At 43.3% G+C, this 14,539-nt stretch carries 13 protein-coding genes; all 13 read right to left on the minus strand.

All coding sequences use genetic code 11. The features are described from left to right. Window positions 1-11: 11 nt before the first annotated feature. Window positions 12-1,307 (minus strand): V-type ATP synthase subunit B, encoded by a 1,296-nt coding sequence (locus tag IWA51_RS06715; RefSeq protein WP_177528044.1) that lies wholly within the window; start codon window positions 1,305-1,307, stop codon window positions 12-14. Continuing rightward, the gene (locus IWA51_RS06720; RefSeq protein ID WP_177528045.1) at window positions 1,307-3,076 is read right to left on the minus strand and encodes a V-type ATP synthase subunit A; all 1,770 of its coding nucleotides are present in this window, start codon (window positions 3,074-3,076) and stop codon (window positions 1,307-1,309) included. Before IWA51_RS06720 ends, IWA51_RS06715 begins: the two co-directional genes overlap by 1 nt. Further along, window positions 3,073-3,621, minus strand: coding sequence for a DUF2764 family protein (locus IWA51_RS06725; RefSeq protein WP_177528046.1), 549 nt, complete (start codon window positions 3,619-3,621; stop codon window positions 3,073-3,075). The genes IWA51_RS06720 and IWA51_RS06725 overlap by 4 nt, the downstream gene beginning before the upstream one ends. Beyond that, window positions 3,621-4,421, minus strand: coding sequence for a V-type ATP synthase subunit E (locus tag IWA51_RS06730; protein ID WP_177528047.1), 801 nt, complete (start codon window positions 4,419-4,421; stop codon window positions 3,621-3,623). Before IWA51_RS06730 ends, IWA51_RS06725 begins: the two co-directional genes overlap by 1 nt. Window positions 4,422-4,536: 115 nt before the next feature. After that, window positions 4,537-5,583 carry an aldose epimerase family protein gene (locus tag IWA51_RS06735; RefSeq protein ID WP_198441866.1) on the minus strand — a complete coding sequence of 349 codons (1,047 nt, stop codon included), beginning with the start codon at window positions 5,581-5,583 and terminating at the stop codon, window positions 4,537-4,539. Window positions 5,584-5,656: 73 nt separating this feature from the next. After that, entirely contained in the window at window positions 5,657-6,280 is a 624-nt protein-coding gene (locus tag IWA51_RS06740; protein ID WP_198441867.1) for a hypothetical protein, read from the minus strand. Window positions 6,281-6,282: 2 nt separating this feature from the next. Further along, window positions 6,283-6,618 (minus strand): hypothetical protein, encoded by a 336-nt coding sequence (locus IWA51_RS06745; protein ID WP_177528050.1) that lies wholly within the window; start codon window positions 6,616-6,618, stop codon window positions 6,283-6,285. Beyond that, window positions 6,599-8,575: a FapA family protein gene (locus tag IWA51_RS06750; RefSeq protein ID WP_198441868.1), complete on the minus strand. Its 1,977-nt coding sequence runs from the start codon at window positions 8,573-8,575 to the stop codon at window positions 6,599-6,601. Before IWA51_RS06750 ends, IWA51_RS06745 begins: the two co-directional genes overlap by 20 nt. 23 nt (window positions 8,576-8,598) lie before the next feature. Then, complete coding sequence (whiG, locus tag IWA51_RS06755) at window positions 8,599-9,387, minus strand: RNA polymerase sigma factor WhiG (protein ID WP_177528052.1); 789 nt, start codon at window positions 9,385-9,387, stop codon at window positions 8,599-8,601. Window positions 9,388-9,450: 63 nt separating this feature from the next. Beyond that, the gene (locus tag IWA51_RS06760; RefSeq protein WP_198441869.1) at window positions 9,451-10,161 is read right to left on the minus strand and encodes a hypothetical protein; all 711 of its coding nucleotides are present in this window, start codon (window positions 10,159-10,161) and stop codon (window positions 9,451-9,453) included. 61 nt (window positions 10,162-10,222) lie between these two features. Then, entirely contained in the window at window positions 10,223-11,095 is an 873-nt protein-coding gene (locus tag IWA51_RS06765; RefSeq protein ID WP_198441870.1) for a MinD/ParA family protein, read from the minus strand. A 26-nt stretch (window positions 11,096-11,121) separates the two neighbouring features. Further along, window positions 11,122-12,423, minus strand: coding sequence for a flagellar biosynthesis protein FlhF (locus tag IWA51_RS06770; protein ID WP_198441871.1), 1,302 nt, complete (start codon window positions 12,421-12,423; stop codon window positions 11,122-11,124). Next, window positions 12,413-14,539 carry a flagellar biosynthesis protein FlhA gene (locus IWA51_RS06775; RefSeq protein ID WP_198441872.1) on the minus strand — a complete coding sequence of 709 codons (2,127 nt, stop codon included), beginning with the start codon at window positions 14,537-14,539 and terminating at the stop codon, window positions 12,413-12,415. The genes IWA51_RS06770 and IWA51_RS06775 overlap by 11 nt, the downstream gene beginning before the upstream one ends.

The raw sequence follows: 14,539 nt of genomic DNA on the forward strand, positions 1-14,539 counted from the left end.
TAAAATCCCCGTCAGTCAGCAGGCCAGAACTGCTCTACCAGTTCAGACTTAAGTCCGGTTTCCTGTTTTTCAAAACATTCAGCCAGAATCTTCCATCCGTTATCAAGTGCTTCTTCGAGCGGAATATTTACACTAAGATCCATCATCTGCTCTTCGAACTTTGCACCGTATTTAAGGAGTTTTTCATCCCATGCGCTCATGTTGAATCCCATGCTCTTCTTTTCAAGTGTATCCTTGTACTGGGCATAAAGACGGATCATGGCATCCATAAGTGCGCGGTGGTCCTTTCTTGTTTTTGAGTTAACCTGCTGCTTAAGGCGTGAAAGAGAACCGAAAGGCTCAATGTGACCGCCCTTAAGATAGAACTGGCCTTCTGTAATGTATCCTGTATTGTCAGGAACAGGATGTGTAACGTCATCACCAGGCATTGTAGTAACTGCAAGAATTGTTACAGAACCCTGGTCAGCAAAGTCAACGGCTTTTTCATAGCGTGATGCAAGCTGTGAATAAAGGTCTCCAGGGTAACCGCGGTTTGAAGGAACCTGTTCCTGTGTAATGGCAATTTCCTTCATTGAGTCAGCAAAGTTTGTCATATCTGTAAGAAGAACAAGAACATCCTTTCCCTGAAGAGCAAACTGCTCTGCTACTGCAAGGGAAAGATCCGGAATCTTCATACATTCTACTGTAGGATCAGCTGCAGTATGAATAAACATAACAGTCTTGCTCAAAGCACCACCTTCTTCAAGAGTCTTCTTAAAGTAAAGGTAGTCATCGTATTTAAGACCCATTCCGCCAAGAACAATAACGTCAGCCTGAGCCTGCATTGCTATGCGTGCAAGAAGCTGGTTGTACGGTTCACCTGAAATTGAAAAAATAGGAATTTTCTGGCTTACAACAAGAGTGTTGAACACGTCAATCATAGGAATATTCGTGCGCATCATTCTGTTGGGAAGAATACGCTTTGAAGGGTTTACAGAAGGTCCGCCGATTGCAACAAGATTGTCTGTCAGCGAAGGACCGTGGTCGCGTGGCTCTGCAGAACCGTTGAAGATTCTTCCAAGAAGATTTTCGCTGAATGAAACACGCATATCGTGTCCCAGAAAGCGGATCTGGTCATTTGTAGCAACACCGCGCCCGCCTGCAAATACCTGCAGTGAAACAAGGTCACCGTCAATTTTGTTTACTTCGGCAAGTGACCGTCCAAAGCGTGTGGTTATCTCTGCAAGTTCGTTAAGTTTTACGCCCTTTGCACGAACTGTAATAACGCTTCCGTTAATGCTCTCTATTTTACTGTATACTTTGTTCATTACTCACCATCCTTAAGAAGGGCCTTTACATCAGAATCTACAGAAGCTCCCTTTTCGGCAAGGATTCCGTCGATTTTCTTTTCTGCATCATAGAAATCCTTTGAACCGAACGTTTTGTAGTTCATATCAATAAAGTTCTGTCTGAGCATGTTAAAGAATCCGCGGGCTTCTTCCTTTTCTGAAATTTTGAATGAAGAGCCAAGAATTGAAATTATCTTGCTGAATACGTACTTCTGGCGGTCAACACCGGTTGCACCTTCAACATCATCAAAACTGTCCTGCTGCATGTAAACGGCATCAAGGAATTCGCTCTTAAGATAAAGAATAAAGTCATCAAGACTTGTTCCTTCTTCACCGACAACCTTCATCATCTGATTGACTTCTGCACCTCTCTTGTAGATTTCGCGTGCATATTCAACCAGGTTTCTGCTGATAATTGATTTATACTTTGACCATGAATCAAGAGGGTCAATAGAAGGATAGCGGCGTGCATCGGATCTCTCTCTTGAAAGACCGTGGAATGCGCCGACAACCTTAAGTGTAGCCTGTGTAACAGGTTCTTCAAAGTTACCGCCGGCAGGAGAAACTGTTCCACCGATTGTAACAGAACCTACATTGCCGTCCCTTAGGCGTACAATACCCGCACGCTCATAGAAAGAAGCGATTGTAGATTCAAGGTAAGCAGGGAATGCTTCTTCACCCGGAATCTCTTCAAGACGGCCTGACATTTCGCGCATAGCCTGGGCCCAGCGTGATGTAGAGTCAGCAAGAAGAAGAACGTTAAGTCCCATCTGGCGGTAATATTCTGCAAGTGTAACACCCGTATAAACAGAAGCTTCACGGGATGCAACAGGCATTGAAGAAGTATTGCAGATGATAATTGTTCTTTCCATAAGAGAACGGCCCGTTCTGGGGTCCTTGAGTTCGGGGAATTCCTTGAGTGTTTCTACAACTTCACCGGCACGCTCACCGCAGGCAGCAACAATAACAATGTCAACGTCTGCATTGCGGCTGGTTGTATGCTGAAGAACAGTCTTTCCTGCACCGAACGGTCCCGGAATACAGTAAGTACCACCCTTTGCAACAGGGAAGAATGTATCAATAAGGCGAACTTTTGTAACCATAGGCTCTTCAGGACTCAAACGCTCTGCATAACAGTTTACGGCGCGCTTTACCGGCCACTTGAAACTCATGCAGATATTGTGTGATTTACCCTTTTCGTCAACCAGTGTTGCAATTGTGTCATGAATTTTATAGCTTCCGGCTTTTGCAATCTTTTTTACAGTATAGCTTCCTAGGAAACCGTAGGGAACCTGAATTTTGTGTGTAAAAGGACCTTCTGGAACAGTTCCCACGCTGTCACCGGCAAAAACTACATCACCTTCTTTTGCTGTAGGAGTAAAATCCCACTTTGTATTTTCATCAAGTGCAGAAAGGTAAACACCGCGTTCAAGGAAGTATCCTGAATGTTCTGCAAGAAGAGGAAGCGGATTCTGGAGTCCGTCATAAACCTGACCCAAAAGTCCCGGTCCTACCTCTACGCTAAGAAGATCTCCAGTAAATTCAACATTACAGTCAGTAGAGATTCCGTTTGTCATCTCATAGATCTGCATCTGTGCCGTATTTCCGCGGATTCTGATAACCTCACCTTTAAGGCTCTGTCCTCCGACCTTAACATATCCTACTTCGTTCAGGGAAACTTTTCCGTCGAATTCAACGGAAACCATGTTTCCATTAACGGCAACAACCTTGCCTTTTGTATCTGTCATTTGTCTTCTCCAAGAATCTCATCATAAATTTTATGGTAAGAAGCCAGACCTTCGTCTTTATCAAACTTCTTCATTCTTTCTGCCAGCATAAGCCTAAGCCCGTAATTGTATACGGAATCAGCCGAAAACATATCCAGCGGAGTCATTCTGTCCAGCACGCCCAATCTGTACTGGTTAAGAAACTGTTCGGCTCCTAGCGGATTTTCCATTCCAACAGCGGTTCTTGCAGCCTGAACCACATCACCGTCATTGGGCAACGGAAGATTCTTTGTTTCCTTCTTCATTTTAAGGGCGCGAAGCTGTGCCAAAGCAAGCCTTAAGTTTCTTTCCTTATCATACCAGGCATCCAGAAAAACAGATCCTGTAGGCTTAACTTCAAGAGGAGGTTCCAAAGAAAGGTTTCTGGCTGTTTCTGCAGATTTTGCCGACATAAAGCGCCCGCACAAATCCTTGAAATAGTCCGTTGTTATGGGAAGCTTGTAATTCGCGTCATCACTGGAAGAGAATGCCGGAAGCTGCGCCATAAGATAGTAAAGATGTTCCACTATTTATTGTCCTTTGCGGCGGAAGTTCTTTTTGCGGCTGTTTTTTTAGGGGCAGCCTTTTTAGCTGAAGTCTTCGCAGCAGTTGTTTTTGCAGAAGTTCTTTTTACCGGAGTCTTTTTTTCAGCGGCAGGTTTTATTTTAGGTGCTGCTGCTTCTTTTTCAGAAAAATCTTCTTCTGTTGTCTTTACGCTAAGGGCTGCAACTTTCATAAGCTCAGTCGTGCGCGGATTAAGATATGAACTGAACAGAGAAGCAACTTCTTCTGCACTGAAGTCATAGAATGAACTTCCGTTCTTTGTACCGATTCTGAAGCCTGCAGAAAGTGAAGAATCACCCTTTATCTCAAGGCCCTTTGAAATTCTTGCCTTAAGGGCAGTTCTAAAACCTGTTTCGAGAGCCTTCAAATCTTTTGCAGGGAGAATAACTGAAAGTTCCCCCTCTTCGGGATTTGCAGCCCAGGCTTTTACAGTCTCGGGGACAAGTTTCTTTAACATATCCTTGTCATAGGCCTTTTCTGTTTCTGCATTTACAAGTGCAGAAAGTTCCCTGTTTATTCCGTCACGGAAAGAAATAATAAGATTGCGTCCGGCCTGAGTAATGGAATCTTTGCTTGCGGCTTCCATTCTTTCTGTTTCAGACTTTGCATTTCTTATGATAGAGTCAGCCTTTAATTCAGCCTCTTTTATTATAGATGCTGCTTTTTTTTCGGCCTCTGCAATAATTGACCGGGCAGAAACCTCTGCACTAGCCACTCCGTCCTTTTTAATTCTGTCGATTAATTCCTGCAACTGGACGTCCATTATAACCTCCGTATTTTTACTTTTATGGGAAAACCTTTTTAAATATTCGGCTTTCGGAAAAATTCATTCATAAAAAACAGGCCTCCCGTTTTTTTACGAAAGGTCGATCTGTTTATTAGAAACCAAACTTATAGACAGTAGTCTCGTGATAGGGCTTTTCGGGGCGCACTATGCAGCTCGGGAAAGACTCCTTGTTCGGTGCATCAGGGTAAGCTTCTGTTTCAAGACAGACGGCATCATGCACATGGTGAATATGTCCGTTCTTTCCAATCTGTCCTTCAATAAAGTTTGCCGTATATACCTGGCATGCGGGAAGAGTAGTAGAAACAGTCATTGTGCGGCCGCTTACAGGATCTTTCATTACGGCAAATTTTCTTACCTTGCCGTCAACCGGGGCATCAATACAGAATGCATGGTCATAGCCGAATTCAGTATTCTTCATGTCCTTTCCGAAAGTTTTTGCCTTGCGGAAGTCAAATGCCGGGGCACTGCTTACGTCAACAAGTTTTCCTGTCGGAATAAGGGCTTTGTCTACTTCAAGGAAGTGGCTGCAGTCAAGCTGAAGTTCCTGATCTTCAATTGTTCCGCCGTCATAACCCTTGAGGTTAAAATATGCATGGTTTGTAAGATTTATTGGAGTTGCTGCATCTGTTTTTGCAGAATAATCAAGGGTAAGTTCATTGTCTTCGTTAAGGGTGTAAACTACCTTAAGCTTAACGTTACCAGGCATTCCCTGTTCACCGGCAGGACTTGTTCTTGTAAATTCAATTCCAATGCCGTTATTGGTTCTGATTTTTTTTGCATTCCAGACTTTTTTTTCGTAACGGTCAAAGCCGCCATGAAGACAGTTTTCACCGTCATTTTTGTCAAGGCTGTATGACTTTCCGTCAAGAGTAAACGAAGCATTGCCTATACGGTTTGCAAATCTGCCTACTACAGTGCCAAAACAGCAAGAACTGCTTGCATAACCGTCCAGAGTTGAACAACCGAGCAGCGCGTCAATACATTTTCCATCTGAAGAAGGAAGCAGAATACTTGTAATAGTGCAACCGTAGTCTGTGGTGGAAAAACTCATTTTACCGTTGGAAACAGTATAAATGTGAATCTTAGTTCCGTCGTACAATGTGCCGAACTTAGCTTTTGATATCTTTAAATTTCCCATACTAAAAATATACTCGCTATCAAATGAAATTTCAAGAATTACTTTCAATATATGAAAAAAAACAGATTAAAATTCAGCGTAATTCCAGTGCAAGTTTTACTTCCTGAATACTGCGACCTGTTTTTGCAACAATTTCAAAAACGTTGAACCCCAGCCCTGAAAGTTCTTTGACCTGCTCGTTAAAATCCTTTTTGGGAACAACTGGCTTTTCGGCCATAAAAACTTTGGGTTCAAAAACAGGAACTTTTACAGTAGAATTTGATGAAGATGATGAAACTGCAGCCGGTTTTTCTTCCTGCGCGGTAAAAAGATCTCCCTGTACGCTGTCTTGCGGTCTTGAAGGATAAGGGGAACGTATATCGCCGATTGAAGAATTTGAGCGGGTATGCTTTTTTTTGTCGGCAAGTTTTTCCTTAAAGACGGCCCCGGCCTGTAGTGAATTGAGTTCCTTCTGCAGAATAAGAAGATGTCTGTCTGCTTCTGCGCTTACTGCCTTTATCTGTCTTATGCGGTCATCCATAAGCGTAATGTTTCTGTCTGCATTACGGTTAAGCTCAGTGAGCATTGAATTAAGAGAGTCCCTTGTTTTTTTAATTATGTCTTCAGTAGAAAAAAAACTGTTGAATCTGGCAAGAAGAACAAGCCACATCGCCACGTTGAATATGATAAGAACAGATACGGTAATGAGAATTCCCATGTCTACCCCATTATGTCAATAAAATTTCCGGTACGCGGGTCTTTGAGTTCAGTCTGGCGCGGTTTATCCCCGGCATCCTGTTCATCTTCCTTTTTATGCTGTTCACCCGCATCCGTAAAGTCAGAAGAACCACCGCCTTCATCTTTTATTCCGTCTGCAAAAGAGTCGTCAGAAGGTGTTTTGTTAACGGTACGCGTCTTTGCAAGATCTGCACGTGCTTCTCCTGCAAGGTTCTGCTGTGCTGCAAGCTGGGCCGACTGGTTCTGCATTGCACTGAATTTTCCTATATTGTCCAGCTGGGAATAGATTGTGGAAAGATCAATTGGTTGTATAGCCATCAGCTCCTTCCTCCCCGTCGTTCTGGGACGGGCTGTATTTGTCCATTCTCACAAATCCCTTGTCATAGAAAAAACTGACAGCCTTGTATTCATTGGGCGGTTCCAGAATGGCATCCCTGACCGTAATTTTTACCCCAGGATACACTGTTCCGGAAGCACTTACCCTGCCTACTACCTTGAGTTCATGCAGGTGACTCTGAATCTTCTGGATTTCTTCATCCTTGTCACCAATCTGCTGCTTGAGTTCTTCATTTTTGGACTTGAATTCGTTGAGCTTTTCTTCTTTTTCTGCCGGAAGTGAACGCCGTATCTTCTTTTGGTTTTCAAGCGTTTCTATATTGAGTTTAATTTCTTCCTGTTCTTTTTCAAAGTTGGTTTTCATTGCAGAAAGTTCGAGAAGACGCTTTTTGGCTTCGGGGTCAAATCCTACTTCAAGAAGGGTTTCGTTTCCGCCGCCGGCAGAACCAATGTCTTTGGCAAGAATTTCTTCTGTTGCAAAAAGATGGCCGCCTTTTATAGAAGCACGCTTTCCCTTAAGGATAATTTTCTTTTTTGCAGACACTTCACTGTTGATTATACTGTCATTTACGACGACATTTTCACCGGCTTCAACTTTTGCATTCTGAATGAAACGCGCCCAGAGAGTTTTTCCGCAGATGATTTCACCTTCGTCACGGCCCATAACTCCCTGCGAAATAACAATATCACCGTCGGCTTCAAGATGGCACTTCTCTACGGAACCGTACACTTCTATATTTCCTGCAGCCTTTATGCTGTAACCGTCCTGAACATCACCCTTGCAGACAACAGTACCCATAAAGTCAATGTTACCTGTCTTGCTGCCGACACTTTTGACTTCATAAACCTGCTCAACCGTAATCTTTCCAGAAACCAGCATTACGTGTCCTGCACATTCTGCAACAATGGTGCGTCCATCAGAGTCAAGTTTTACATTCTGTCCGAGGGGAATATTTATGTCCTTTCCGTTCTTTGCTTCGAGGTAGCGTCCCAAAACTGTTTTGCCGCCTTTACCGCGCTGTGGAAGCATTTTTGTGGCAAGAGGCTGCCCGGCCACAACGTTCTGGATAAGATTGAGTTCCTTGAAGTCAACCTGTCCGTTACCTGTTTCCTTAAGCTTGAGCTTTGACCTGTCAGTTTCAAAATTGTATGCAATATAAGCATCGCGGCCGTTTACAGGCTGAATTGCAGATGCCACAACATAAGGCTCGTCATAAACAGGTGTATCTACATAAGCGTTTATTCTTTCTTCGTCAATGCCTGCCTGTACACCCTGAATGCGCAGAGCGTTGTGTATATTTTCTGCAGTAATTTCAGAACCCTGAGGCTGCGGGGCAGAAACACATATTGTAGCTTCCATTTCATCCTTTGAAATATCAACCGCAAGAATAGCGTCGCAGGCATCCCGATGATCATAGGAACCAATTTCAGAATACTTGCCGTCAGTTCCATTCGGAGCCATGCACAGGCTTTTTACAAGAGACTCGTCGAATTTTGCACTTTCACAGTAATTTATGACAGAAAGCACATCTTTTTCGGCAACACTCTTTCCCTTTCCGACGGGAGGAACAATTTTAAGGTACAGATGGGAACCAAAGCGGTGAACATAAAATGCGCCGTCAGTATCAACAACAACAGGAGCGATCTCAAGTTCATTGTCGTCAATTCCAAGTTCACCCTGTTCTTCTTTCTTTTGCCGCACAATTTCAGGATTTTCGTAAACAAGGATTTTCCATGGTTTTTTCATAAGACCGATGATTCCGACAGAACCTTTTTCAAGAACTTCATATTCAAGATTGAGCGTTTTTGTTTCGAGCTGAACAGAAGCATCTGCAAGGCATTCTTCAAGAGTGTCGGCCCTGACTTCTATGGCATGGATATTCTTGTCCTCGGTGAGTTTTTTTTTCATAAAAGGACGAATGCCGTCTAATGTAACCAACGCTGGCCTCCGTAAAGCAGTGTCTAGAAAATACCCTTTCTAAGGCTTGTAAGTTTGGCGCGCAACCTGAGGTTTGCCTTTGTGTGAAGCTGGCTTATACGGCTTTCGCTTACATTCAGAACCTGTCCTATTTCCTTAAAGGTAAGATCTTCATGGTAATAAAGAACAATAACCATCTTTTCATTTTTGGGAAGTTCGTTGATAGACTGAATAATTACACGGCGTATTTCTTCGCGCTCTACAATTACATCGGGGTTAAGGCTGTTGGGTGCTTCTATGCTGTCACCAATCGAAATATGCTCGCTGTCATCTCCGGAATACCATACGTCATTAAGTGAAAGCACACTGGTTCCGCTTACCTTCATTACCGTTGTCTGGTACTCGTTTTCTGTCATGTTCATTGACTTTGCAATTTCTGCGTCAGTGGCAGTTCTTCCGAGACGTGCTTCGAGTTCAACAATGGCATCTTCTATTTCTTTTGATTTTTGTCTTACCGAACGCGGAACCCAGTCAAGTTCACGGAGCTCATCAAAAATAGCACCGCGGATTCTTGTTACGGCATAAGTCTTGAACTTAACATTCTTGTCGGGATCAAATTTATTGATGGCGTCCAAAAGTCCAAACTGACCAAACCCGACCAAATCATCAAATTCCACGCTTTCCGGCATGCCTGTAGATACCTTTCCTGCGACATACTTTACAAGAGGCATATACTGCCTTATAAATTTGTCTCGAATCGCTGAGGACTTTGTTTTTTTGAACTCATTCCAAAGTTTTTCTTCTTCTTTTTCGTCTAATCCCAGACTTGCCATTCTCCACACCCTTTTTAAAATGAACCGGCAGTTTTGACCGCCCGTCCGTTATTTTAAATTTACCTATTCTTCTCTCTTTAAAAGCGTTCTTATTGCGCTTGCTATTGTAGTTGCATCGGTTCCTTTTACGGCAGCCTCTGTTTTTGAAGAAACACCTTCGACAGAAGGCAGACTTCCCCCGCCGACAAATTCCGTATCTTCAAGAACAGAATCATCATATTTACCCTGTTCAGTGCCTGTCGGGGTAAAATCAGGAAGATCTTCTATTTCCTGTACTTCCTGCATCTGTGTCATGGAGGAAGCTGCACCGGCCTGGTTTTCGGCAGCTATCTTTTCGGCAGCACTCTGGCCTGAACCTGCGGCAGTACCTGAATCAGGGCTGCTTTTTGCAACAGGAGCGGCTGTTTGTACAGCAGTAGACGGTTCGGGAACTGAAGTTTCCTCTTCTGAAAGCCTGTGCACGTTGTCAGACACAGAAAAACTCGGCGCATCATTATCCTGGGTAAGATTTTCATCGTCTATTGTAATATCAACGACACTTCCAGCCGGTTTTGAAGGATTTTTGGAAGACTCCTCCAGAACATCAGATACACCGTCATTCAGAAAACGGCTGTCCAGAAAACTGAACACGATTCCCAGAACAGAAAAAACCCCGCCGAACACAAGCGCACGCAATAATGAACTGGAAAATTTTCCTGTTGAGACAATGCTTATAAAAAAAGACAGCACAAAGCCCGCCGTAAACGGAAAAATTATGTTTTTAGGCTTGAGCATGTACAGTCCTCCACGTCTGTCCTATAAGAGTACGGCAAAAAAGCATTACGGTCAAGGTCAATCACTGGTTTTTTTTGAACCCAAGAAATTTCCCGAGAAAATTCATTACGCTAGAACTTTCTACAGGTGCAGTATTTTCTATTCTGCCTACAATATGGCTCAGACAAACAGAAGGCTTTGATGTAGGATTTACTACAAAAAACGGCTTCTGTCTTATAACCGCAGCCTGGACTACAGGATCATCGTAAACGAATCCCAGAAATTCAACCTTGTAATTAAGAAACTGTCCTACAATAGTAATAATTCTTTCTGAAATGCGCTTGCTTTCTTCTGCTGAATGAACCTTGTTTACAAGAAGCTTTATGTTTATCTGCCTGTCTACAAGTTCAGTTGTAATTATCTTGATCATTCCGTATGCATCGGTTATTGCGGTAGGTTCCGGTGTTGTAACTACATAAACCTCATCGGCAGCCGCAACAAACTGAAGAACATTATTTGAAATACCGGCGCCAGTATCGATAATGATTATATCTGCATCTGAAAGGGACGCAAATTCCTTTGCAAAATATTCAAGTTCTTCCTTTGAAAGATTGGCTATCTTTGAAAACCCGTTTGCACCGGCTATAAACTTGATTCCGTATTCAGAGTCAAGAATTATTTCTTTCATTGTCTTCTGGCGGTTTATTACCTGCATGAGATTGTACTGCGGAACTACTCCAAGAAGGACATTTACGTTTGCCATTCCAAGGTCCCCGTCTATAAGAATGACCTTTTTTCCGACTTTTGCGTATGCGATTGCCATATTTACGGCAATATTGGTTTTGCCTACACCGCCTTTTCCGCTTGTAATTGCAATAATTCTTGTCTTATGCTTCGGCGCTTTTTCTGCAACCCTGTTCATAATGTTACGAAGCTCTTTTGCCTGTTCTTCCATATTATTTGCTCCTTGGGTTTGCCCTTCTATCTGTTTTCTATATCGTCCGTCGTTTCGCCGAACTTTTCTCTAAGATGATCCATGTCTACGTTAAAGCCCCTGAGTCCACGCAGAAAACGGATGCGGTTTCCACGCTCTATTGTGTGCAGAACTTCCTGGCCGCTGGTAATCCAGGCTATGCTCTTGTTCTTTTCTGAAAGCACGCTCAGTACGTTGCCGTAAGTTGAAGTTTCGTCACACTTTGTTATTATGACGCTTTTGAAATTAAAGCCTTCATAATTTCTGATGATGTTTTCAAGATCGCGCGCATTTATTCCAGCTACGATTGCAAGATAAACAGTTTCCTGCATGTTTTCTACATTGAGTATTTTTCTCATGCGGGCAATGTTCTCAAAATCGTTGGGACTGTATCCCGAAGTATCTATAAAAATGTAGTCCGCATTCCCGCTGTAATTGCGGTATAGAGTCTGAAGGTCAGAAGAACTTTCGGCCTGGTCTACATTGACGCCTATAATTTCGGCCCAGTGCGACAGCTGTTCAACCGCGGCGACACGCATCGTATCTATTGTAATCATGCGGATTTTTGGAGGAACTGCATCCGGCGAATTGTTCTTTGAAGAAACGGCTATTCTTGCGGCCATTTTTGCAACAGTTGTTGTCTTTCCTACACCGGTTGGTCCTACAATGACAATAACTTTTGGTGTTCTGCGGGAATTGTCACGGTCAATGAGGATTCCTTCCCCAATCCAGTCAACAACCAGAGACTGAACTTTTTCAAAGTCATCCAGTTCGTCAAGACTCAGTTCATTCTTAAGACGCGCACACATTTTTTCTATATAAGTGCGGGTAAATCCGTTGTCATCAAGAAGATCCTGAATTTTTTTTATATTCTTGTGCTCTTCACCGGACATTGTTGCCTGCTTGATGGAGTCAAGATTTTTTGACATGTTCTCTATCTGGTTAAAGAGTTTTTTAAATTGAATGTTGCTTGTGTCAGGAGCATTGTTCAATATTTCTGCCCTGGAACGCATAAAGTCTGCAGAAGAAGGACTGCCGCTGCGCTGCGGTGCTGAATATGCATTGGCGTACTGACCCGAAAGAGACATTCCGTAAGGAGAAGAGCGCAGTTCGGGAAGATTTTCGGCATGATACTTTATCTCGACATAGTCTTTCTGGATACCCAAAAATCCCTTGCGCAAAACAGTACGCATTCCGTCTATGGTATAGTTTTTCCCGTATTTGTCAAAGATTTTCTTAATACATTCATCTCTTGTACGTCCGAGAACCGTTTCTATTATTCCCGGAGGAGTAATACTTTTACTGCTCATTTATTTCTCCTAGAGCCTCAACTTTTATATCAGGACCGGCGGCCATTACTTCACCTATCGAAAGAACTACCAGACCGGGAATTTCTCTTTCCGTTGCCGATTTTACAAGAAGCCTTACTTCGTCAGGGCACAGCACAATGGGAAGAAAATTTCTGTCTCTTACTGCAGATATATATTTTCCCATTGCCGAAATAAAGCGTCTGGCATCTACAGGGTCAAAGGCAACAAACGGCTTTTTACCTGGAACTTCTGCCCTGTGTTCCAGAATCTTCTGTGAAAGTTCCTGCGAAAGGTTCATTACATGAAGCACTTTGTTTTCGTCAACGTACTGGCTGCAGATCTGTGCACCCAAAGCTTCGCGTACCTTTTCTGAAAGTTGCCATATATCGCGCGTAATCTTTCCGTAGTCGCCGAGTGTCTCAAGTATAGTAACCATATTGCGTATGCTCACCTGTTCGGCAAGAAGGTTCTTGAGAACGGCTTCGATTTCACCGTAAGTAAACTTGTGTTCACCGGACATGACTTCGTCAACAACAACAGGATTTGATTCCCTGATTTTTTCGACAATGTTCTTGACTTCCTGGCGGGTAAGAATATTTGCCGCATGCCTTTTTATAAGTTCGGTAAGATGCGTTGCAAGAATTGTGGGAAGATCAATAACGGCATAACCGGCTTTTTCTGCCTCAAGCTTTCTTGACTCGGGAAGCCATATTGCTTCCATACCAAAAGCCGGATCCCGCGTCTGTTCACCTACAATAATTTTGTCTTTCGGAACATTGCCGGTGTTAAGACACATGTAGTAACCTATCTTAAGCCGGCTGCGTCCTACTTCGATTCCCCTTATCTTGAACGAATATTCTTCGGGTTCAAGTTCCATCTGGTCAATGATGTGAATGGGCGGAACTACAAGTCCAAGATCATGCGCTTCTTCACGGCGGATTTTTGTAATGCGCTCAAGGATTTCTGCCCCCTTTTCTTTGTCTACCAGAGGAAACAGCGCGTATCCTATTTCGAGCGAAAGTTCATCAAGTTTGACTACAGGTGACAAATCTTCCGGACCGCCGCCTGTCTGTTTTTTGAAACGGGACTCTGCTTCTGCCGCTTTTTTTGCCACAGCCTGGGTTTCCTGGCTTTTTTTGATGCGCGCACCGAAAATAACAAGCACAGCACCAATTCCGACAAGATAAAATGTAGAACCGTTATGGAACGCAAACCCAAGAACCGCAAGGGCGGCACCGACAATGCAGTAAATTGTACCGTCAAGCGAGAACTGCTTTTTGAGCTGGTCCGAAAGAAATTCCTCGGAACTGCTTCCTGTAACAAGAAGTCCTGTAGAAAAAGAAAGCAGAAGAGCCGGCAGCTGTGACATAAGACCGTCACCAATTGTAAGCTTTGCATAGCTGTTGAGCGCGACCATCGGGGAAAGTCCGGCCATAATTCCGGTAATCATTCCTCCCACAAGATTTACTACTGTAATGAAGATTCCGGCTTTTACGTTGCCGCTTACGAACTTTGAAGAACCGTCCATTGCAGAATAGAAATCTATTTCCTGCCTGAGCTGTGCTATTTTAAGGTTGGCTTCGTCTTCTGTAATTGAGCCTGACTGCATCTGGTTCTGGATTACAAACATCTTGCTGTTCATACTGTCGAGTGTGAATCTTGCAGAAACTTCTGAAACACGGTCGGCACCTTTTGTAACTACAAGAACCTGGACAACAATCAGAATAATAAAAATTATGAAACCGATAATGACATTGTCACCTGCAACGATATTTGCAAAAGCCTGGACCATCTCGCTCTGGCCGGTCATTATTCCCGAAGGAGAAACCGGATTCATAAGAATGTTTCTGGTAGAGGCGACATTTATTGCAAGGCCGAAAAGCGTAACAAGAAGAACAACTCGCGGGAACGAAGAAAAGTCCGCCGCCCGCTTCATGTAAACTACAGTAAGAAGAATTACAAAAGAGACCGCCAGATTGAGCACCATCATAATGTCAATTACAGTCTTTCCCAGCGGAATAAACATGAACATAACGACAACAAGTGCCGCAACCGGCAGAATGTTTGACGTAATAAACGAGAATATTGTTTTTCCTAGAGTTTGTTTTTCCGGCAT

The organism is Treponema peruense (assembly GCF_016117655.1).
In the GTDB taxonomy this organism is placed as follows: Bacteria; Spirochaetota; Spirochaetia; order Treponematales; family Treponemataceae; genus Treponema_D; species Treponema_D peruense.

Coding starts and splice junctions, on each gene's coding strand:
- IWA51_RS06715 (WP_177528044.1), bottom strand. CDS start 1,307: ATGAACAAAGTATACAGTAAAATAGAGAGCATTAACGGAAGCGTTATT.
- IWA51_RS06720 (WP_177528045.1), bottom strand. CDS start 3,076: ATGACAGATACAAAAGGCAAGGTTGTTGCCGTTAATGGAAACATGGTT.
- IWA51_RS06730 (WP_177528047.1), bottom strand. CDS start 4,421: ATGGACGTCCAGTTGCAGGAATTAATCGACAGAATTAAAAAGGACGGA.
- IWA51_RS06735 (WP_198441866.1), bottom strand. CDS start 5,583: ATGGGAAATTTAAAGATATCAAAAGCTAAGTTCGGCACATTGTACGAC.
- IWA51_RS06740 (WP_198441867.1), bottom strand. CDS start 6,280: ATGGGAATTCTCATTACCGTATCTGTTCTTATCATATTCAACGTGGCG.
- IWA51_RS06745 (WP_177528050.1), bottom strand. CDS start 6,618: ATGGCTATACAACCAATTGATCTTTCCACAATCTATTCCCAGCTGGAC.
- whiG (WP_177528052.1), bottom strand. CDS start 9,387: ATGGCAAGTCTGGGATTAGACGAAAAAGAAGAAGAAAAACTTTGGAAT.
- IWA51_RS06760 (WP_198441869.1), bottom strand. CDS start 10,161: ATGCTCAAGCCTAAAAACATAATTTTTCCGTTTACGGCGGGCTTTGTG.
- IWA51_RS06765 (WP_198441870.1), bottom strand. CDS start 11,095: ATGGAAGAACAGGCAAAAGAGCTTCGTAACATTATGAACAGGGTTGCA.
- IWA51_RS06770 (WP_198441871.1), bottom strand. CDS start 12,423: ATGAGCAGTAAAAGTATTACTCCTCCGGGAATAATAGAAACGGTTCTC.
- IWA51_RS06775 (WP_198441872.1), bottom strand. CDS start 14,539: ATGCCGGAAAAACAAACTCTAGGAAAAACAATATTCTCGTTTATTACG.